This window comes from Candidatus Desulforudis audaxviator MP104C (genome assembly GCF_000018425.1).
GTDB lineage: Bacteria > Bacillota > Desulfotomaculia > Desulfotomaculales > Desulforudaceae > Desulforudis > Desulforudis audaxviator.
Genome location: NC_010424.1, coordinates 656,990 through 676,968, shown reverse-complemented (window position 1 = coordinate 676,968; position 19,979 = coordinate 656,990). Strand labels below are relative to the sequence as shown.

General features: G+C 60.4%; 21 protein-coding genes and 1 riboswitch. Of the genes, 5 read left to right on the top strand and 16 right to left on the bottom strand.

Going from position 1 to position 19,979, the window contains the following annotated elements:
* The 4 genes from DAUD_RS03235 to DAUD_RS03220 all read right to left on the bottom strand — a co-directional run bounded on the left by DAUD_RS03235 (position 1) and on the right by DAUD_RS03220 (position 2,830).
* Complete coding sequence (locus DAUD_RS03235; RefSeq protein ID WP_012301761.1) at positions 1-1,029, bottom strand: beta-ketoacyl-ACP synthase III; 1,029 nt, start codon at positions 1,027-1,029, stop codon at positions 1-3.
* Positions 1,022-2,029, bottom strand: coding sequence for a phosphate acyltransferase PlsX (plsX, locus tag DAUD_RS03230; protein WP_012301760.1), 1,008 nt, complete (start codon positions 2,027-2,029; stop codon positions 1,022-1,024). The genes DAUD_RS03235 and plsX overlap by 8 nt, the downstream gene beginning before the upstream one ends.
* A gap of 102 nt (positions 2,030-2,131) precedes the next feature.
* Positions 2,132-2,311: a 50S ribosomal protein L32 gene (gene rpmF / locus DAUD_RS03225; protein ID WP_012301759.1), complete on the bottom strand. Its 180-nt coding sequence runs from the start codon at positions 2,309-2,311 to the stop codon at positions 2,132-2,134.
* Entirely contained in the window at positions 2,312-2,830 is a 519-nt protein-coding gene (locus DAUD_RS03220; RefSeq protein WP_012301758.1) for a YceD family protein, read from the bottom strand.
* Between the two features lie 144 nt (positions 2,831-2,974).
* On the opposite strand from DAUD_RS03220, the gene ylbJ reads away from it, so the two are divergent.
* Positions 2,975-4,156: a sporulation integral membrane protein YlbJ gene (gene ylbJ, locus DAUD_RS03215; RefSeq protein WP_012301757.1), complete on the top strand. Its 1,182-nt coding sequence runs from the start codon at positions 2,975-2,977 to the stop codon at positions 4,154-4,156.
* Here ylbJ and DAUD_RS03210 read toward each other — a convergent pair.
* From DAUD_RS03210 to rsmD, 3 genes are read right to left on the bottom strand one after another with little or no spacing between them, the layout of a single operon-like run.
* Positions 4,139-4,579 carry an ATPase gene (locus tag DAUD_RS03210; protein ID WP_320408591.1) on the bottom strand — a complete coding sequence of 147 codons (441 nt, stop codon included), beginning with the start codon at positions 4,577-4,579 and terminating at the stop codon, positions 4,139-4,141. The genes ylbJ and DAUD_RS03210 overlap by 18 nt on opposite strands.
* Before the next feature lie 7 nt (positions 4,580-4,586).
* Complete coding sequence (gene coaD, locus DAUD_RS03205) at positions 4,587-5,078, bottom strand: pantetheine-phosphate adenylyltransferase (RefSeq protein ID WP_012301755.1); 492 nt, start codon at positions 5,076-5,078, stop codon at positions 4,587-4,589.
* The gene (gene rsmD, locus DAUD_RS03200) at positions 5,075-5,638 is read right to left on the bottom strand and encodes a 16S rRNA (guanine(966)-N(2))-methyltransferase RsmD (RefSeq protein WP_012301754.1); all 564 of its coding nucleotides are present in this window, start codon (positions 5,636-5,638) and stop codon (positions 5,075-5,077) included. The genes coaD and rsmD overlap by 4 nt, the downstream gene beginning before the upstream one ends.
* Positions 5,639-5,950: 312 nt before the next feature.
* On the opposite strand from rsmD, the gene gpr reads away from it, so the two are divergent.
* Complete coding sequence (gene gpr / locus DAUD_RS03195; protein WP_012301753.1) at positions 5,951-6,895, top strand: GPR endopeptidase; 945 nt, start codon at positions 5,951-5,953, stop codon at positions 6,893-6,895.
* Positions 6,896-6,976: 81 nt separating this feature from the next.
* Here gpr and DAUD_RS03190 read toward each other — a convergent pair whose 3' ends face one another.
* A complete protein-coding gene (locus tag DAUD_RS03190; protein ID WP_012301752.1) occupies positions 6,977-7,237 on the bottom strand; it encodes an alpha/beta-type small acid-soluble spore protein in 261 nt (86 codons plus the stop codon).
* Positions 7,238-7,638: 401 nt separating this feature from the next.
* On the opposite strand from DAUD_RS03190, the gene DAUD_RS03185 reads away from it, so the two are divergent.
* The 3 genes from DAUD_RS03185 to rpmB all read left to right on the top strand — a co-directional run bounded on the left by DAUD_RS03185 (position 7,639) and on the right by rpmB (position 11,055).
* Positions 7,639-9,789 carry an acyl-CoA dehydratase activase-related protein gene (locus DAUD_RS03185; RefSeq protein WP_012301751.1) on the top strand — a complete coding sequence of 717 codons (2,151 nt, stop codon included), beginning with the start codon at positions 7,639-7,641 and terminating at the stop codon, positions 9,787-9,789.
* Positions 9,790-10,800: an acyl-CoA dehydratase activase gene (locus tag DAUD_RS03180; protein ID WP_012301750.1), complete on the top strand. Its 1,011-nt coding sequence runs from the start codon at positions 9,790-9,792 to the stop codon at positions 10,798-10,800.
* Positions 10,801-10,863: 63 nt separating this feature from the next.
* Positions 10,864-11,055 carry a 50S ribosomal protein L28 gene (rpmB, locus tag DAUD_RS03175; protein ID WP_012301749.1) on the top strand — a complete coding sequence of 64 codons (192 nt, stop codon included), beginning with the start codon at positions 10,864-10,866 and terminating at the stop codon, positions 11,053-11,055.
* A 127-nt stretch (positions 11,056-11,182) separates the two neighbouring features.
* Here rpmB and ribH read toward each other — a convergent pair whose 3' ends face one another.
* From ribH to DAUD_RS03135, 8 genes are all read right to left on the bottom strand, one after another.
* Positions 11,183-11,659 carry a 6,7-dimethyl-8-ribityllumazine synthase gene (gene ribH / locus DAUD_RS03170; protein ID WP_012301748.1) on the bottom strand — a complete coding sequence of 159 codons (477 nt, stop codon included), beginning with the start codon at positions 11,657-11,659 and terminating at the stop codon, positions 11,183-11,185.
* A gap of 20 nt (positions 11,660-11,679) precedes the next feature.
* Positions 11,680-12,888, bottom strand: a complete 1,209-nt coding sequence (locus tag DAUD_RS03165; protein WP_012301747.1) for a bifunctional 3,4-dihydroxy-2-butanone-4-phosphate synthase/GTP cyclohydrolase II — start codon at positions 12,886-12,888, stop codon at positions 11,680-11,682.
* Between the two features lie 27 nt (positions 12,889-12,915).
* Entirely contained in the window at positions 12,916-13,563 is a 648-nt protein-coding gene (locus DAUD_RS03160) for a riboflavin synthase (protein ID WP_012301746.1), read from the bottom strand.
* The gene (gene ribD / locus DAUD_RS03155; protein ID WP_012301745.1) at positions 13,544-14,662 is read right to left on the bottom strand and encodes a bifunctional diaminohydroxyphosphoribosylaminopyrimidine deaminase/5-amino-6-(5-phosphoribosylamino)uracil reductase RibD; all 1,119 of its coding nucleotides are present in this window, start codon (positions 14,660-14,662) and stop codon (positions 13,544-13,546) included. The genes DAUD_RS03160 and ribD overlap by 20 nt, the downstream gene beginning before the upstream one ends.
* Before the next feature lie 205 nt (positions 14,663-14,867).
* The gene (locus DAUD_RS03150; RefSeq protein ID WP_012301744.1) at positions 14,868-16,286 is read right to left on the bottom strand and encodes an ISLre2-like element ISCde3 family transposase; all 1,419 of its coding nucleotides are present in this window, start codon (positions 16,284-16,286) and stop codon (positions 14,868-14,870) included.
* Between the two features lie 230 nt (positions 16,287-16,516).
* The gene (moaA, locus tag DAUD_RS03145) at positions 16,517-17,500 is read right to left on the bottom strand and encodes a GTP 3',8-cyclase MoaA (RefSeq protein WP_012301743.1); all 984 of its coding nucleotides are present in this window, start codon (positions 17,498-17,500) and stop codon (positions 16,517-16,519) included.
* A gap of 56 nt (positions 17,501-17,556) precedes the next feature.
* Positions 17,557-17,676, bottom strand: a riboswitch (molybdenum cofactor riboswitch).
* Between the two features lie 121 nt (positions 17,677-17,797).
* Positions 17,798-18,583, bottom strand: a complete 786-nt coding sequence (locus DAUD_RS03140; RefSeq protein ID WP_012301742.1) for a slipin family protein — start codon at positions 18,581-18,583, stop codon at positions 17,798-17,800.
* A 95-nt stretch (positions 18,584-18,678) separates the two neighbouring features.
* Positions 18,679-19,971: an NfeD family protein gene (locus DAUD_RS03135; protein ID WP_041571100.1), complete on the bottom strand. Its 1,293-nt coding sequence runs from the start codon at positions 19,969-19,971 to the stop codon at positions 18,679-18,681.
* Between the last annotated feature and the right edge of the window lie 8 nt (positions 19,972-19,979).

Below are 19,979 nucleotides of genomic sequence, written 5' to 3'. Positions count from 1 at the left end.
TCAAACAAACGGTTTCTCTATCTCACGCCTACCGGTGCCGACCCAATCCAATACCGCCGCGGCCCAGGTCAGTCCGGCGCCGAAGCCGACCATCACCACGCGGTCCCCGTCCGCCAACCGGCCGGAATGCACCGCCTCCTCCAGCGCCAACGGAATGGAGGCGGAGGAGGTGTTGCCGTAGCGGTCGACGTTGACCATGACCCGGTCCATGGGCAGGTCCAGCCGCTTGGCTGCCGCCTCAATAATCCGAATATTCGCCTGGTGGGGGATAAAGAGATCGATCTGGTCCTGCCTGAGACCGGCCTCCCGGATAACCTCGGCGGCCGCCTCACCCAGGATGCGGACGGCAAAGCGGAACACTTCACGCCCGTTCATGTGCACGTAGTGCAGTTTCTGTTCCACCGTGAGCGCCGAGGCCGGCAGCCTGGAACCCCCCGCCGGCAGTTTCAGAAGGTCGCCTCCGGATCCGTCCGACCCCAGCCGGGCCGCCAGCAGACCGCGTCCGGGCGGGACCGGCTGCAGCACCACGGCCCCGGCTCCATCCCCGAAAAGCACACAAGTGGAACGGTCTTCCCAGTTCAGGATCCTGGAAAGGGTTTCCGCGCCGATCACCAGCACCGTCCGGTAGGTACCGGCGGCGATAAACTGCGCGCCGACCACCAAACCATACATGAAGCCGGTGCACCCGGCGGAGAGATCAAAAGCCGCCACCGGGCCGCAGCCCAGGCGTTCCTGCACCAGGCTGGCCGTAGACGGAAAAATCATGTCCGGGGTGGCCGTGGCCACAACAATCAGGTCCAACTCACCGGGTTCGATACCGGCGTCGGCCAGGGCCCGGCGGGCGGCAACGACGGCCAGATCCGATGTGGACTGGTCCGGACCGGCGATCCGGCGCTCCCGGATGCCGGTACGCTCACGGATCCACTGGTCTGAAGTGTCCACCAGCGCCTCCAGATCCCGGTTGGTCAAGACCCTCTCCGGCACGCAGGATCCGATGCCGACGATTCCGGCCGAAATCCGCTCAGCCATCAGCGGTTTCGGCTCCGTTTTCCCGTACGTCCCCGATGCCGCCGGCGATAGTTCCCACCAGGTTTGTCCGGACGGCTTCACCGGCCACACGGATGGCGTTTTTCACGGCCTTGGCGTTGGACCGGCCGTGGCTCACCACCACCACCCCGTTGACGCCGAGCAATGGGGCACCGCCGTACTCGGTGTAGTCGAAGCGCTTACGTATGTTCCGGAGCGTGTATACGGTGGGCAACGCACAAACCTTTGAAATCCAATTGGTGGCCACTTCCTGCTTGACCGCTTTTTCCAACGTGCGAACCACGCCTTCTCCCGTTTTTAGCGCAATGTTCCCGACAAACCCGTCGCAGACAACCACGTCGACGCGGCCGCTAAATAGGTCCCCGCCCTCCACATTACCCACAAAATCAAAGGGGGCCCGTTCGAACAGCGGGAACACCGTCAGAGTCTGCTCGTTTCCCTTGGAGGCCTCTTCACCGATGCTCAAAAGCCCCACCCGTGGATTAGGAACTCCCAGCACCTGCCTGGCGTACAGGCTGCCCATAATGCCGAACTTCAACAGATGTCCCGGTTTGCAGTCCACGTTGGCGCCGATGTCCAGGAGCACGGTTTGGCCCTGCTCGTTCGGGATGACGCTCGCCAGCGCCGGGCGCTCGACACCCCGGATTCTCCCCAGCCGGAATAAGCTGGCCGCGAAGGTGGCGCCCGTGTGACCGGCGGACACGGCCGCATCGGCCCGGCCATCCTTGACCAGTTCGACGGCCTTGACCACTGAGGAATCGGGTTTACGCTTGACGGCTACCACAGGGGACTCGTCCATTTGCACGACCTGCGGGGCACGCACCACGGGAAGGCATAAGCGTGAATCGGCGTACTTGGCGATTGCCTCCTCATTCCCGACCAGGATCACCTCAAAACCCCACTCCCGAACCGCTGCTTCCGCACCCCTGATGATCTCCTGGGGTGCGAAATCACCTCCCATGACGTCTACCGCAATCCGCAACTACCGGTCCCCCCGCCGCGTTCTATACTAAATGAGAGTATATCCAACTTGCCAGTTAAAAGCAATAACGGTAAAAAAATAAGCTTTTGATGAACCAAAAGCTTATTTGTCCTTATTTACGACCTTTTTCGTCTTGTAATACCCACACTCCGGGCAGACCCGGTGCGGTACTATTCGCGCCCGGCATTGCGGGCAATCCACCAGGGTGGGCACTTCAGTCTTCCACGCCGCGCGCCGCAAGCGCTGGCGCTGCTTGGAATGCTTCCGTTTGGGAACCCCCATTCATTCCACCCCCTTTTTATCCGGGTTCAACAGTCTCCCCAATTCGGCCAGGCGGGGATCAATACCGTCTGGCCGGCAGTCACAGGCAGCCTTATTCAATACCTGTCCGCACTCGGCACATAGTCCCAGACAATCCGGACTGCACAACGGCTTCATCGGCAGCGCCAGGAGCACGCTCTCGACAATCTTCTCGGTTAAGTCTATGAAATCGCCCTCCACCGGCATCACTTCGGTGTCCGCGCCGGGACCTCCCCGAGCATACTTTTCCGCCAGCTTGGTCCCGAACCGGATCTCCACCCGCTCCAGGCAGCGGGCGCAGTCTGTTACGAATCGGCCGTCCACAGTGCCTTCCAGCCAGTAGAGCCCTTCCAGGTACGTTATCGTAACCGCCACCTCCACCGGTCCCACGGCGGTGCCAGCCTCTTCAAGCTGTTCGATGCCCGGCAGCTTTTTCCGGAATTCGAAGGTGACCGGTTGGCCGGGCCGGTCCCTGGCCGTGCCCAGATCGAGCCGAAACATAAGTCCACCCCAATCGCTTAACAGGCCCATTATAACGGCGGCCCTGGGGCTTGTCAATAAAAACCTGGTATTATGCGGTTTCGCAAGCCATAGGTTCTGTTAGACATCGAACCCCTCGGGAAACGGGGAAACGGGAGGCACGCAATGCGTCCGGGTTGCGGGAGAATCTTGCCGGCCTCACTTACCCTGGCCCTGATTGTCATCCTGGCCGTCCGTCCACGCACCGCCTTCGAGGGAGCCCTCGTCGGAATGGATACCTGGTGGAATATAGTGTTCCCGGCCTTGTTGCCTTTTTTTGTCGTCTCGGAACTGGTGCTCGGCCTTGGCTTGGCCGGCTTCGTCGGCGTACTGTTGGAACCAGTCATGCGCCCGATCTTCGCGCTCCCGGGCAGCGCCTCGTTCGCCGTGGCCGTAGGTTACAGTTCCGGATATCCGGTCGGGGCCAACTTCACCGCCCGCCTCCGGTCCGCCGGACAATGCACCCGGGCGGAGGCCGAACACCTGCTTTCCTTCACCAACAACGCCAGCCCGCTTTTCATTCTGGTGGCCGTCGCGGTGGGGATGTTCAACAATCCCGCGCTGGGGCCCTTTCTCCTGGGCATCCACTACCTGGCCAACCTCACCCTGGGGCTTGTATTCCGCCGCTATCGCCCCCAAGAGCGGGGGCAGTTCTCCGGATCGGTCCACCACCTCTGGAGGCGGGCCGTCCACGAGTTCATGACGGCTGACGGGCGCCATCCGGGACTGATTCTGGGCGAAGCGGTGAAAACCGCAGTGGCCAAACTGCTGGTTATCGGTGGGTTTATCGTTTTATTCGCCGTGACCATCCACCTGCTGGACAGCTTCGGATTGCTCAGTGTTCTTGCCGGCCTTTTCGGTCTGCTGTTGCAGCCCCTGGGCTTTCATTCCGGCTTGAATCTGCCGCTCGCCACCGGTTTTTTCGAGATGACACTCGGTATCAGGGCGGTGAGTGAGACCGCCGCGCCGTTGGTTCAGCAACTGATCGCCGTACAGCTGATCCTGGCCTGGAGCGGCCTCTCGATTCAGGCCCAGGTCGCCAGTTTCGTTTCCCATACGGATATCCGGCTCCGGCTCTACGTAATGGGCCGGATTGCTCACGCCGTCCTGGCTGTTGTTTTGACCTTGCTTCTGTTTCCGGTTTTTGAGCCGCTGCTGGTAACCCCGGTCGTGGCCGCCCCGGGGCTGGAACTGGCCTGGACCGCCGTTTTCCAAACTTCTATCCTGTTGGCCTTATGCCTGCCCCTGGCTCTTTTGAGCTTGGCCATGTTCGTCCATCTGCTGCGGCGTCTACTTCATGTTTTTTAGTTCCAGGCGGCCCCCTTCGATCTCCTTGACGATTTTCTCCACGCGGGCTTCCAGTTTGGACAGCACGTCATCAGCATAGTCACGGGCCCCCAGCCGCATCTCCCGCGCTGCTTTCTCGGCCTTCATAATGATTTCATCCGCCATTTCCTTGGCCCGGCGGACGACCTCGCTTTGCTCGGCCCTCCTCTCGACCTCCTTCTGAGCTTCCTCCAGCAGGCGGGCCGCTTCCTGGCGGGACTCGTTGATCACCTTTTCCCGCTCCTGTACCAGCCACTTCGCTTTGCGCACTTCTTCCGGAAGAATGGTACGGGCCCGGTCAAGAAAGTCCAACAACTTTTCCTCGTCCACCAGCACCTTCTTGGTCATGGGCACCCGGGCGGAATTCTGGATGAATTCTTCCAGGTCGTTTAGTATGGAAAGCAATTCCAATTCACCCCTCACCCCTCATCCCAAATTTATCCCTTAATATCCGCTCCACCGGAACCGGCACCATATCCTCCAGGCAACCGCCGTAACGCGCCACCTCCTTGACAGAACCCGAACTGATGAATGAGTACTTGGCCTCGGTCATCAAAAAGACAGTCTCAATTTCCGGCGCCAGTTTCTTGTTGGTGAGGGCCATTGTAAACTCGTACTCAAAATCGGACACCGCCCGCAAGCCCCGGATTAGGGCCCGCGCACCCTGCTCCCGGGCATAGCGGACCGTCAGGCCGCGATAGGCGTCCACCCGCACGTTTGGCAACTTCTGCAAAACAACCCGGAGCATGTCCAGCCGTTCCTCGATCGAAAACAGGGGCTCCTTGGTAGAACTGTGGGCCACGGCCACAACCACCTGGTCAAAAACCTGCGCCGCCCGCTGGATCACGTCCAGATGCCCGTTCGTAATAGGGTCAAAGCTGCCGGGATACACGGCAATCTTCACCCCAACCCCTCCTCCACGCGGTAGAACGATAGCAAAGATTCGCCGTATCGTTTACGGCGCCAAACATAAAGGCCGCCCACCTTTTCGGACGGGGGCCGCCGGAAGGAAGATTCAGCGATCACCCAACCGGCCGGGTCGACCACGCCCGACTCAAAAAGGCGGGACAGCGTCTTGGTTACGAGGTCACCAGAGTAAGGCGGATCCATGAACACCAGGTCGAACACCCGGCCCTCCACTCCCAGAGCGGTGATCACCGCCGTCGCTTTTCCCAATCGCACCTGGCCCCTTCCCGACAGTCCGGTCTCGGCCAAGCGCCTTTTCAATATCGCCGCCACTCTCCGGTCGTTTTCCACGAATACGGCCAGTGACGCGCCCCTGCTCAACGCCTCCAGGCCCACGGCTCCCGTTCCGGCGTACAGATCCAAGAACCGGCTTTCCGGAACACGCTGCGCCAGGATATTAAACAGGGCCTCACGCACCCGGCCGGTTGTGGGCCGGACCACCAATCCGGATCCGGCCTGCAAACGCCTGCCCTTCAGATTTCCGGCAATAATCCGCAAATCTCATTCACCTGGTTCCGGGATAAATTCGCAATCATTATAACACATCTTGCCAGGGACATAGACCTTTTTCTCCTTCCCACGAATACAGGAGTCAAGATTCAGAATGCGAGACGCTACAGTTGCATTTCAAGTAGAGAAATCGGGCATTGGCCAATTCTGTTTTTCTGACTCCTGAATTCTGAATTCTGTATTCTTTCACTATATTCTGCCTCCAGTTGCCCTGGTGTAAACCCGGACGCCGCCTGGTATATTTGATTCCGGTACGGGCCACCATACTCCTTGAAAACAGTTCCAGCAAGGAGGCGGGTTATGCGAGTCTGTGGTGTTGCGACCGATTTGGCCCTTGAAGCCCACGACGCCCTGCGGGCCCAGACGGGCCGGGAAATCCCCGGTGTCGTGGTGGAACGCCGTGAGTTTCAGAACGGGAAGGTCACCACAGTTAACATCACCACTGAACAAGGAGCCCAGGCCATGGGCAAGCCCCCGGGTACTTACATTACAATTGAAGCGCCGGCACTGCGGGTTACTGATCCCGAAGCACATACCGCGATAGTCCGGGAACTGGCCGAGGCCCTCAAAGGAATGATCCGCGTGAGCGAACAAGGGAACATCCTGGTGGTAGGGTTGGGAAACTGGAACGCTACGCCGGATGCCCTGGGTCCGCGGGTCGCCAACCACACGTTCGTAACCAGGCACGTCTATCACTTCGCTCCGGAGCATATCCCGGAGGGAACCCGAGTGGTCAGCGCGCTTTCACCTGGGGTACTCGGGATCACCGGCATTGAGACGGCCGAGATCATCAAGGGCGTTGTCGAGCACGTGCGGCCCGAACTTGTGATCTGTATCGACGCTCTCGCCGCCGGCTCGGTCGAACGGATTGCCTCATCTATTCAACTCTGTGACCGGGGAATCAATCCCGGGTCGGGAATCGGCGGTCAGCGCCAGGGACTCACCGAGGAGACTCTGGGTGTGAAGGTCATCTCCATCGGCGTGCCGACCGTCGTCCACGCCGCGTTTATCGCCCGTGACGCCATCGTGAAGCTCTACGAGATACACGGACGGACACCTCCGCAAACCGCCGAAATGGAGGGGATCATCCAACAATTGCTCGAACCCTTTGGCGGACAGCTCATGGTCACCCCAAAGGAAATCGACAATCTCATCAAAAACTGCGCCCGTATTATTGCCGGCGGGTTATCGGTGGCCTTGCATCCCGGTATCATACCGGAGCGTTTTGCCGACTACCTGCAATAACTAAAAAAAAGAGCAGAGCCGGCATTCGCCGTCTGCTCTGGAACTGGGGTTTCACTTGTCATTTGCCCGGCTGGCTGAAAACTACTGGCCCTGCGTACCGAAAGGCTCGGGCGGAACGGTCATCCGGACTTGGTTTACGTTACCCTGGGCCATAGCCTGCTCCGCAAAGGCCACCATCTTGCGGACCATGTTGCCGCCAACCTTACCGTTAACCCGAGAGGGCAGGTCACCCTTGTCAAGCTGCTGATAGTTGGCGATTCCGATCTCACCGGCCACCTCGTACTTCATCTGATCAAGCGCGTTCTTGGCTGCCGGGACGATTTTCGGATTCGTGCGACCCATTGTTTTTCCTCCTCTACGTTTGAGATTGTTTTTTCTGTTTGCAACTATTATGAACCTAGAACCGCCGGCTTATGTTAGAACATCATGACTCTGTTTCCTTGGTTTTTGCTGGCATTTAATTCCAGCTGATGAGCTCGCGGAAAATCAACACCGATATCATTATGAATTATTATGACAGCACGAGCCCGGTTTCATAACCCCGACATAATGAATTATACCCCGTATGGATCGGCCCGTATTTTGGCTAATTTGGTCGAAAGGGACCCCTGGCAGCCAAAATTGACTACCGGCCCATATTCTGCTAAACTAGCTTTGATGCTAGTGGGCGATTTTTTTGGTATTCTCTGCCGGAAGCGGGCATACTGAAAGACCGGGTCTATACCAATTTGGATGTGAGTCGAATGGTAACCGTAGGTTTGCCCAGAGCAATGGCTTATTACTATATGTACCCTTTCTACGCCGAGTTCTGCCGGGAAATCGGCGTGCAACTCGTGGTATCCCCGCCGACCACCAAGCGGATCCTGGAGAAAATGGAATTTTGCCCGACCGATGAGCCCTGTGTGGCGGTAAAACTGCTGTTTGCACACGCCCGCGAGTTGCTCGACCGCGGCGTCGACCGCCTTTTTATTCCCTGTTTGGTCAGCTTGGAACCCAAGAACTACTGCTGTCCCAAATTCATAGGCATCCCGTACATGGTCCAAAACGCGCTCGAAAACGGCGCTCAGGTGTTGAGCCCGGTGGTTGACCTGTCACAGGGGAAACGCCACTGGGAAAAGACATGGATCGAAACCGGTTTGCTTCTGGGTGCCGGCCCTGACCGTACCCGCCGCGCCCTCCAGGCCGGCTGGAAGGCCCAACGCCGTTTTGAAACATTGTGTGTGGAAAAACGCCTGTCAACGCCAGACGCTTTCCGCATTCTGGACTCCAAAGCTCCCCGGCGCGGAGACGGCCAGGCGGCCGCCATGTCCGCGGAAGAAACGGTAGCCGTTATCGGGCACCCCTACATCCTGTTTGACGCTTTCAGCATGGATCTGCTGCCTAAGTTCAAACAGTACGGCCGGGTTCTAACCGCCGAGATGGTCCCCCCGGAAGAGATCCGCCGCCAGATGGAAACGGTGTCGGAGGGTGAGCGGTTGTGGAGTTTTGAAGCCCAGCTTCTCGGCGCCGCCCTTCATTATCTCCGGAATAACCTGGTGGATAAGCTGGTCCTGGTGGGTTCCTTTGAGTGCGGTCCAGAATCGATCATAGAAAACTTCGTCGAGGAGGAAGCCGCCCGGCAGGGAATACCCTTCCTTCTCCTGACCCTCGACGAGCATACCGCCGACGCCGGACTGACGACCCGGATCGAAGCGTTCATGGACGTCCAGCCGCTTCCATCCGGCGCTTCCGGAACCATCCCCAAAGTGCAGGTTCCGGGACTACGTCCGGACCGGTTTGTGATCGGCATGCCGACCATGGGCCATCTGGACCTGGCCATCCGTTCCGCCCTGGCGGACTGCGGCGTGGATTCCATCAGGACCCCCCACGCCAACAAGGAGGTCCTGGAGCTGGGCAAGGACCTGTCCCCCGAGTTCGTCTGCCTGCCGTTCACCATCACCCTCGGTCAAATGCGCTGGCTGTTGGAAAAAGGGGCCACCCACCTGCTCATGGTCGGCGGCAAGGGCAAGTGCCGGCTGGGCTGGTACGCCCAGGTACAAGAACAGTTGCTGCGCCGCCTGGGTTACGAGTTCGAACTCATCGTCATCGACTCACCCCTGCCGCTCCGGGAAAGATGGTCGGACTTCCGCCAGACCTTGAAGCGAACCACGAATCAAGCCTCGTGGTTGCGGATTTTGCGGGCCCTGTACGCCGGCTACCACCGCATGGCCGCCATCGACCAAGCCGAGAACATCTGCCACCGGGTGCGCGCTTTCGAAAGCAGGCCGGGAACGGTGGACCGGTTGTTCACCCAGTTTGTGCGCCGCGTCGAGCGCGCCGCCTCCACCGAGTCGGTCTGGATGCTGATGAGCGAGTTCCGCGACCAAGCGGAAGCCATCGAAACCGAGGATACCAACCCGGTCCGGGTCCGGATCGTCGGTGAGATCTGGGTGGTGCTCGAAGCCCACATAAACATGCACCTGGAATCCCTGTTGGGCAAATCGACCGACCCCAGGGTCTGGGTAGATCGCGAGATTTCGGTGACCCAGTGGTTTCACAAGAATCTCTTCCCGACCCGGGAGGCCACTGAACGGAAGAAGCAGATTCAGCAGGCCGCGCTTCCCTACCTGGGAACCGACGTGGGCGGACACGGGCGTTTTAGCGTCGGGCTCACCGCCCTGGCAACGCAGGAGGGGATCGACGGCATCATTCACCTGATGCCTTTTACCTGTATGCCCGAAATCGTAGCCCAGAATATTATGGTAAAACTGAGCGAGGAATTTGATCTTCCTGTGCTAACCTTCATCATCACCGACCAGACCGGTGAGGCGGGCTTTGAGACCCGGGTGGAAGCTTTCCTGGACATCCTAAAAGACCGCCGGAATGGTCGTCTCAAGCTGGAGGAGGGAGCATAGTTGCGTTACTATCTCGGTATCGACGTGGGCAGCGTCACCACCAAGCTGACCGTCATCGATGAAAACGCGGAACTTTTGTTCCGGTCCTACCTGCGGACCGAGGGCGGCCCCATCCAGGCCATCCAGAACTCCTTTCGGCAATTGCACGAGAGTATCGGCGAGCCGCCCATCGCCGGGGTGGGCACCACGGGCAGCGGGCGCCGGCTGGCGGGGATAATGGTGGGTGCCGACGTGATCAAAAACGAGATCACCGCCCACGCGGTCGCGGCACGCCATTACCGGAACGACGTGCGCACGGTGATCGACATCGGCGGGCAGGACTCTAAGATCATCTTCTTTCGGGACGGAGTACCGGTGGGGTTTAACATGAATACCGTCTGCGCGGCGGGAACCGGTTCCTTTCTCGATCATCAGGCGGTTCGTCTCGGTATCCCGATCGAGGAGTTCGGCGACTACGCCATCCGTTCGCAAAGTCCGATCAAGATCGCCGGGCGGTGCGGGGTTTTCGCCGAATCCGACCTGATTCACAAGCAGCAAATGGGTTACAAAAAGGAAGACCTCATCGCCGGGCTTTGTATCGCCTTGGTCGGAAACTACCTCGCCAACGTGGCCCGCGGCCGCAAGATCGAACCGGTGGTGCTTTTCCAGGGCGGCGTGGCCGCCAACGCTGGTATCCGGGCCGCTTTCCACAAGCGGCTCGGTCTGGATATCGTGGTTCCCGAAAACTTTCAGGTTATGGGTGCTTTCGGCGCCGCCCTCCTGGCCAAGCGCAATGCCGAGCGGCGGCGCACGGCCACCAACTTCCGCGGTGCGGCCCAAATCGCCGGCTTCACCTGCCAGCCCCGCACCTTTTCCTGCACGGACTGCCCTAACAACTGCGAAGTGAACGAGTTCTACATCGGCGGCGACTTGGTCAGCAGGTGGGGTTCCCGGTGCGGAAAATGGTACAACTTGAGCGTATCCTCGTCCGAACGGAGCGAGGAGAGAGAGGCACCGCTTCAGGCCAATTAGCGCTTGCGCTCAGTATCCGGCTCTGGTAGAATGTTACCGTGGTTTGCACAAGGAGGTGGAGTCGTGGCCAAGAAATGTGACCTTTGCGGTAAGGGTGTGGTCGTCGGGATGAAACTCAGCCACTCGCACATCCGTACCAAGCGCACCTGGGAACCGAACCTGCAGCGGGTCAGGGCACTGGTGGACGGCAAACCCCGGAGGATTCGGGTCTGCACCCGCTGCCTGCGCAGCGGCCGCGTGATCCGCGCCGTCTAACGCCGGCATCGTCCCTACAGAACATAGAAAACATAGAAACGGCTCGCGCAGAGCCGTTTTTCATTTTCCGCACATAGAAGCACCCGACAAGACACCGGGACCGGAGAGCGCTTGTCGTTATGGGCTTCTAAGATGAGCTCTCCAGCCTGCGGACCAGATTGGCCATTTCAATCCCGCTCACCGCCGCCTGCCAACCCTTGTTCCCGGCCTTGGTGCCAGCCCGTTCGATGGCCTGTTCAATGGTGTCGGCCGTGATTACGCCGAAGATCACCGGGGTGCCGGTCTCCAATCCTACTTTGGCGACTCCCTTGGCCACTTCGGAAGCAACGTACTCAAAATGGGGCGTACCCCCACGGATCACGGTACCCAGACAGAGAACCGCATCGTAGCGATTTCTGGCCAGCATCCGGCGGGCCACCAGCGGAATTTCGAAAGCTCCGGGCACCCAGGCCACTTCGATGTCGTTCTCCGCAACGCCGTGCCTGATCAGGGCGTCCTGCGCGCCCGACAGCAGTTTGTGGGTGATGAATTCGTTAAACCGGGCGACCACGATGCCGAACCGCAAACCCTCGCCGATCAGATGCCCTTCGAAAACCTTTGCCAAATCGCCCACGCTCCTTTTTGTTAGTCCGCAAGTGTCAAGAGATGACCCATTTTCCGTTTTTTTGTGGCCAGGTAGAACCCGTTTTCCGGCCCGGGCGGCACCTCGATCGCCACCCGCTCCACCACTTTCAGGCCGTGACCCTCCAGGCCGGCGATCTTCCGGGGATTATTGGTCATTATGCGCAACTTGGTCAAGCCCAGATCCGAAAGGATTTGCGCACCGATACCGTAGTCCCTGAGGTCGGGCGGAAAACCGAGGACCTCGTTCGCCTCCACGGTGTCCTTGCCCTCGTCCTGCAATTCGTAGGCCCGGATCTTGTTCAGGATGCCGATGCCCCGGCCCTCCTGCCGCATGTACAGCAGCACCCCGACCCCCTCCGCTTCGATCTGCCGCAGGGCGCGGCCGATCTGGTTCCCGCAGTCGCACCGGAGTGAACCGAACACGTCCCCGGTCAGGCACTCAGAGTGGACCCTCACCAGGGGTGCCTCCACCGAACTCAGGTCGCCCTTCACCAGCGCCAGGTGACCCTTGCCGTCCAACACGCTTTCGTAGGCGTGCACCACGAACTCTCCGTACCGGGAGGGCAGCTTGGCCGTGCCCACCAGGCGCACCAGTTTTTCGGTGCGGCGCCGGTAGCGGATCAGGTCGGCGATCGTCACGATCTTCAGCCCGTGTTCCTTCACGAACTCCATCAGTTCCGGAACCCGGGCCATGGTGCCGTCTTCCTTCATGACCTCGCAGATCACGCCGGCGGGGTATAGACCGGCCAATCTGGCCAGGTCCACCGCCGCCTCGGTGTGCCCGGCCCGGCGCAGCACCCCGCCCTCCTTGGCGCGCAGCGGGAAGATGTGGCCGGGCCGCCGCAGGTCCTCGGGCCTGGTTGCCGGATCGATGATCTTCTGCACCGTGAAGGCGCGTTCGTAAGCCGAAATCCCGGTCGTGGTCCCCACCGCGTCCACCGATACCGTGAAGGCGGTGGCGTGCGGATCGGTATTGTTGACCACCATGGGATTCAACTCCAGTTTCTGGGCCAGCTCATCGGTAATCGGCATACAGACCAAACCGCGCGCATGTGTAACCATAAAATTGATGGCCTCCGGAGTCACCTTCTCCGCGGCCATTATCAGGTCGCCTTCGTTCTCCCGGTCCTCGTCGTCCACCACCACCAGCATCTTACCTCGGCGGACGTCCTCAATGGCTTCCTCGATCGTGTTGAATCTGAATTCCACCGTGTGCTGCCTCCCCCAAAACCTTGACTACAAAAAGCCGTGGCGGGCCAGGAAATCGCCGTCCAGTTTACGGTCCGGCTCCTCCCGGCGGCCGCCGAGCATTCTCTCTACGTATTTGGCGATCATGTCCGCTTCCAGGTTCACCCGCGCCCCCGCCCTTTTGAACCCCAGGGTGGTCATCTGCGCCGTATGCGGGATGATCGACACCCGGAAGGTCTCCCGGTCGTGGTCGACCACCGTCAGACTGATCCCGTCCACGGCCACCGAGCCCTTCTCGATCACGTACCGCATCACACCTTCGGGAGCCTGGATCCGGAACACCAGGGCGATTCCTTCCGGTTCGCACCCAACAACCGTGCCCACCCCGTCCACGTGACCGCTGACCAGGTGCCCGCCCAGGCGCTCCCCGAGCCGCATGGCGCGCTCCAGATTCACCCGCTCTCCAGGGCGGACTTCTCCCAGGTTGGTCCGCTTCAGCGTCTCGGCCATCACGTCGGCCGTGAACCACCCCGTCCCGAAATCGGCCACCGTCAGGCATACCCCGTTGACCGCGATACTCTCGCCGAGACGGGCATCCTCAAGCACCGTGCGCGCTTCGATATGCAGGCGGGCGGAAGCCGGACCGCGTTCGGCCCGCCGTAGTGTGCCCAGTTCCTCAATAATCCCGGTGAACATCCGCCGCCCCCCCCCACACCGGATAGCCCTCGATACACAAATCGTTCCCCAATTCGATCCGGCGCACCCGTTCCAGGCCGACCGCCTCGGATATGCGCCCCACACCCCGGCCGGCGACCGCCCCCGGAGCTTCCACCCCGCCCACGATCTTCGGGGCCACAAACCAGTGCAGCTTATCAACGAACCGGGCCTCCAGAAACGAAGCGTGCACCGTCGCCCCGCCTTCCACCATCACGCTGGTGATCTCCCGGGCGGCCAGTTCCCGGAGCAGCACCTCCAGATCGACCGCCGGTCCCGGCCCACAGCGCACCACCTGGACGCCCCGGCTCTCCAGGCCGGCCACCCGAGTCCGGGGAGCCTGCCCGGTCACCGCCACGATGACCGGGGCGGTCGATTCCCCCGACAGTACCCGGGACGATTCCGGGATGCGAGCCAGGCTGTCCAACACAATCCGCACCGGATCCCGGCCCCCTCCGGGAAGCCTGGTGGTCAAAGACGGGTCGTCTTTGACCACGGTTCCCCGCCCCACCAGAAGCGCGTCGTACGTATCCCGCAGCCGGTGGGCGTATTCCCGGGCCGGCCCACCGGTAATCCAGCGCGAATCGCCGGTGCGTGTGGCGATCTTGCCATCCAGGCTCACGGCCACCTTTAAGGCCACAAACGGCCTGCCGGTGGTGATGTACTTAATGAATATCTCATTCAACCGGGCTGCCTCATCGCGGAGGACGTCCTCGGTGACCTCAACGCCTGCTTCGCGCAGCCGCGCAATACCCCTACCGGCAACCTTGGGATTGGGATCCCGCATCGCCGTCACAACCCGCCGCACGCCGGCCGCAATCACCGCCTCGGTGCAGGGACCGGTCCGGCCGAAGTGGCAGCACGGCTCCAAAGAAACATAGAGGGTGGACCCACGCGCCGCCTCACCGGCTTGGGCAAGCGCCACAATCTCGGCATGGGGCAGACCGGCCCGAGCGTGATACCCACGGCCCACAATCTCACCGTCCCGGACCACCACCGCACCAACCAGGGGATTCGGACTGGTGCGACCCCGCGCCCTGACAGCAAGGTCCAGAGCCATCCGCATGTATTCTTGGTCCACGCGGCCCCCTCCTGCCAAAACATTGAAAAAGTCGACATAGGGCCGACTTCGGAATCAGGCTGCTCTGATACGACACGCCCTTCGAGCACACGCCGCGTTTTCCGTTTTTTAATTATAGGTGGATTGAAAATGCACTGTCAAGCGAACCCGCCCGCGCGTCCGTGTCAAGACTTAGTAGGCGATCTCCCAGCCGATTTAATTTGAATTAGACCGTAGACCACCTCGGTGAACTAATCTCTCTTACTATGTGCTTGACCCAGTGTTTTCCGGCGTGCGGTCCTTCAAGGGCGGGCACGTTGGCTTGAAGCCAGGCCTCGGGATCTTTGCCGAAGCGTTTGGGCAGTTGGATTGCCTCGGCTCCGACAGCCTTTTTCAGTAGGTCGAACCGGGGTTCCGAGTGTACCACGTATCTGTCCAGCTCATCATTAGCCCGTACCGCTAACAGGCGTCCCATCCGTTCCGCACCGGCCGGGCTCCAACGCGCCCCAATCCGCTTTGTTCGCCTGGCGATGGTGTGACGGACCTGGCCCTCGATCGCACCTAAACGGTCTCCCTCCGGCAAGGCGGCGATACCTTGCCAGTTAGCCAGGAGATACTCCTTAAGCCGCATGATCCCGTTACGGCGTGCACCCCGGTTGACCCGAATCGCCTGGTCCAAGGCGGAAACTACCGCATCTTGGTTTAGCTCGGCTAACCCTTCGGTGACAGTTTCATAGACGTTGCTGCTGTAACTTAAAGCCTCGGTTAAACGCCGGCGCAGGTGGAAGGGGTCAAGGTGGTAAGTCGCCCCGGGGAACATCTCCAGGCCTTGTTTGATCCACTCGGCGCCGTCCCCACCAATGCGGATCCGCTCTACCCTGCTAAGGTCCCACTTGTGGCCGAAGGCCGCCCCGGTGTCTTCCCAAGCCACCCGGCTGCCCCTGGCGGTGGCCACCGTGTAACGGTTCACCAGTTTCCGGGTCTTTTGTTCCCTGCCCTCGTAGCCGATAAACAGCTTGATCTCACCAAACGCCTTGGGCGACCGCTGCAAGGGTATTACTACACCATCGGCTTCAATGGATAACTCCCGAACCTCCTTGCCGCCTTCAGGAACCACACCGTCTTCAAAGACGGCCTCGCGTAGTGCCTCAGCATCCCGGGCGGCCTTTTCTCCAGCATCCTGAACCTTAGACCAGACGGTCATCCAGTGAATCCCCGGTACTAGAAAACCCATAACCCGGGCCGCGCGCCTGAAGGGCATCTCCGTGCCTAGCTCCAGGATCATACGGGTCATCCGCGGTGTCACCCGTTGGCGTTCAGGGATTCCCAAGGCTTCGTCCAGAAGGAACCGGTACGCGCCGGTCTTCTGGTTACGGTACAGTCGGCGCTTAACCGTAATCTCACCGAAGCTGGTGACCAGGGTCCGCGACCGCTGTCCCACGTTCTTGAGGGCTGGATCCCGCTTGCCGCTTAACTCAAGGTCAATGTGTGCCAGCGCCTCCTCCAGCATTTTGCCGCCTGCCTGTTGAACCAACCGCTGCACCCGCTCTTCCAACTCATCCACATTGCGCACCGACCTGAACACCTCAAAAATTCCCTTGGCCAGAAACAGGACTACCTCAAGCAGAAAGCGAATCTTGAACATGAGACCTCACTCCTTTGGCGGGGAGGGCTTCCCCTCAGGGGAAGCCGTTTTGAGGTCTCACTTCTATTTCCGACCTCACATCTCCTACTTAAACCTTACACTCACCGCCCGCGCTTCAATCCTTCGCGTGCCGGTCACGCACACCCGCCACACCGGCAGCCGTCGGCCATGCTCCAGGCAAAAAGGTGTCTGACACCTTTTCCCACCTTTTTCGCAGTTAAAGGGACCGGCTAACCGCCGATTTGAGACATCAACCGGTCACACACGGGGAGAATTCCATTTTCGGGATGGCCTTGCGGTTTGCGGAGGATCGCCTGGACAACCAGGCCGGCGAGTTCGTCATCGTTCACCCCTCGGGCAAGGGGTTCTACCAGGTCGATCTCGTCCTCCTTGTAAAGGCACGGCCGCAAGGTGCCGGCGGCGGTCAGCCGCAACCGGTTGCAGGAAGGGCAGAAATAGCCGCTCAAGGGGGCGATGAAGCCGATGGAACCAATAAAGCCCGGGATTTTCCAGCAACGGGCCGGCCCGTCACCGCCCGCGGGCCGTACCGTCTGCAGCGGACCGTAGCGTTGATCGATGTTGCGCCGGATTTCGTCGGCTGGAACATAATACTCGGAAGCCCAGTGGCTGCTCACCCCAATGGGCATGAGTTCTATGAACCGGATATGCAGGGGCCGGTCCTCGGTCAGACGCACGAAATCGTCGATTTCGTCGTCGTTGATTCCCCGCATCACCACCATGTTGAGCTTGACCGGATGCAGGTCTTGTGCCAGGGCGGCCTCCAATCCGTTCATCACCGCGGACAGCTCGCCGTTACGGGTTATGCTCCGAAACCGGTCCGGCCGCAGGGTGTCCAGACTGATATTCACCCGCTTCAGCCCCGCCGCCCTCAGCCCCTGCGCCCGAGGAGCAAGGAGGGAGCCGTTGGTCGTCAGCGCAATGTCGTCAATCTGAGGGATTTCATTGAGAGCCGCCACCACTGGGATCACGTCCGGACGGACCAGGGGCTCGCCGCCGGTAAGGCGGATTTTTCTGATTCCCACCCGTGCTCCGGCGCGAATCACCCGCATCAGGCTTTCCAACGGCAGGCCGTCCACCGTGGGCGTTTTTTGCTCGCCCGGACGGCAATAAAAGCAGTTCAAATTGCACCTTTCGGTTAAGGACACCCGCAAGTAGGTGATCCGGCGCTCGAAGTTATCCCGCACGATCCTCATCCCACCCCAAAAACAAAGCCGGACCCTGTAAACTCCCGGGCCCGGTCCCCACACATAAACAATGCCCCCACCATCCTTTCCGCAACGGGAGGCGCGCCGGTTTCCCAACGCACCCTATCGGCCCGGGTCCATAGCGCTAAGACTTTAGGTCCCCCGGCTCGGAGGTGCTCTTCAAGAACAGTCCCCATTCAATATACGTTACTTTTTCGCTGGCCGGGCGCCGTTTTCCTGCCACCCGGACACAAAAAGACGACCCCCGCCCAAACCGGACGGGGTCTTTGGGCCTTTTCGGTGCGCCTACTTTTGTTCCGGCGACTGTTCCGGAAACGCAGTGAGACGCTCGAGCACTTTCATGAAATCCATCGGCAGCGGGAATACGATCGTACTGGAACGGTTGTCCCCGGAAATCTCAGTCAGAGTCTGCAAATACCGCAGCTGAATGGCGGCCGGCTGGGTGGCGATGATGGCAGCGGCGTCGGCTAATTTCTGAGCCGCCTGAAATTCGCCGTCCGCATGGATGATCTTCGCCCTCCGGTCTCTCTCGGCGGCCGCCTGGGCGGCCATGGCCCGCTGCATCGACTGGGGCAGCTCCACGTCCCGCACCTCGACCATAGACACCTTCACTCCCCAGGGTTCGGTACCCTCGTCAATAATCTTCTGCAGGCGTTGATTGATCTGGTCGCGTTGGGCAAGCAGTTCGTCCAGCTCGCTCTGGCCGAGTACGCTCCGCAGCGTGGTCTGGGCCAACTGCGATGTAGCCCGGATGTGATCCAGCACCTTCAGAACGGCCTTGCCTGGATCCACCACGCGGAAATAGATGACCGCATTCACTTTAACGGTCACGTTGTCCCGGGTGATCGCCTCCTGGGTCGGCACATCGGCGGTCACTACTCTAAGGTCCACCTTCTCCATCCGTTCGATGATCGGGATGAGGAAGAACAGTCCGGGACCACGCGCCCCGACGAACCGGCCCAACCGGAAAATCACACCCCGTTCGTATTCCTGGACGATCCGGATGGCCGAGGACAGGAACAAGATGGCCAACGCGATCAGCACACCCCAGAACATTAAGAATTCCAGCATGGATTTCGCTCTCCTTTCTCTTGTTTTAACGGGTGCCGGGTGTTCCGGATACCCGTATTATTACCAGTTCTTGGTCAGAAACCTCGTCCCGTGCTTCAGGTTTTTTCCCGCCGACGCACCACCAACCGCAAGCCGTCCTCCATCCGGACGACCACCACCTCCTCGTCGGCCTGGATTGGGCCGCCCTCGGCCACCGCGCGCCAGCGCTCACCGTCAAACAGAATCTCTCCCTTGGGGTCAAGCGGTGTGAGGGTCACACCGACCGCGCCGGACATCCCCTCCCGACCGGTGGAGGCCTGGCGCTTATGCGCCTTGACCACCGCCCGCACCGCGAAAACCACGAACAGAGTGATGCCGACTATAACTCCCGCCATAACGCCGATATTCACCTTAAAACCTGCCGGGCTACCGGCAAAAAGCATCATTGAACCCAGCACGATGGCAATCAGCCCCCCCGCAGTCAAAAGACCAAAACTCGGTACAAATAGCTCAAAGGCGAACAGGGCGAACCCCAGAATAATCAGCAGGATTCCGCCCCAGGAGGCGTCCAGGGTCCCCAGTGAATACAGGGCCAGAATCAGGGCCAGACCCCCGGCCACACCCGGGAAGATGGACCCCGGGTTGTAGAACTCCAGCAGCAAGCCGAGCATTCCGATTGAAAGCAGCATGTAGGCGATATTCGGATTGCTCAAGGTGTGCAGGATCCGCTCGACCCAGTTCATTTCCCCCCGTTCCAACGGCGCGTTTGCTGTGGCCAGCGTCACTTCCTCCCCGCTGTTCAGGGCGACGGTCATCCCGTCGATCATTGTCAGGAGTTCGGTCAGGTTCGGAGCCCGCAAGTCGATCAGGTTGAACTCCAGGGCCTGGTTGTCGGTGTACGACCGGCTCTCGGTCACCGCCAACTCGGCCTTCTCGGCGTCACGCCCCCGCATCTCGGCGATGCTCCGCACCCAGGCCGCCGCGTCCTGAGTGATTTTCTCCTCCTGGGCCCCCGACATCTGCTCGCCGCCGGCCGCAACCGGGTGGGCCGCGCCGATGCGGCTTCCCGGAGCCATCGCCGCCACGTGAGCCGAAATGGTGATGAACGTGCCGGCCGAACCGGCCCAACCCCCCGCGGGTGATACGAAAACCACAACCGGAACGTCGGCGTTCATTATTCGTTGAACAATCTTCTGGGTAGTATCGTAAAGTCCTCCCGGAGTATTTAACTCAATGACACAGACGGCGCCCAAGCGTTCGGCATCCGCAATGCCCCGGTCCAGGTACTGTGCCACCACCGGGACAATCGGGCCGTCAACCCGCAACACCACGACCTGGTCGGCGACCCGGCCCTGAACCGGCACCGCCGAAACAAGGAGTGCCACCCCGACAAAAATCAGAACGCACATGGCGAATA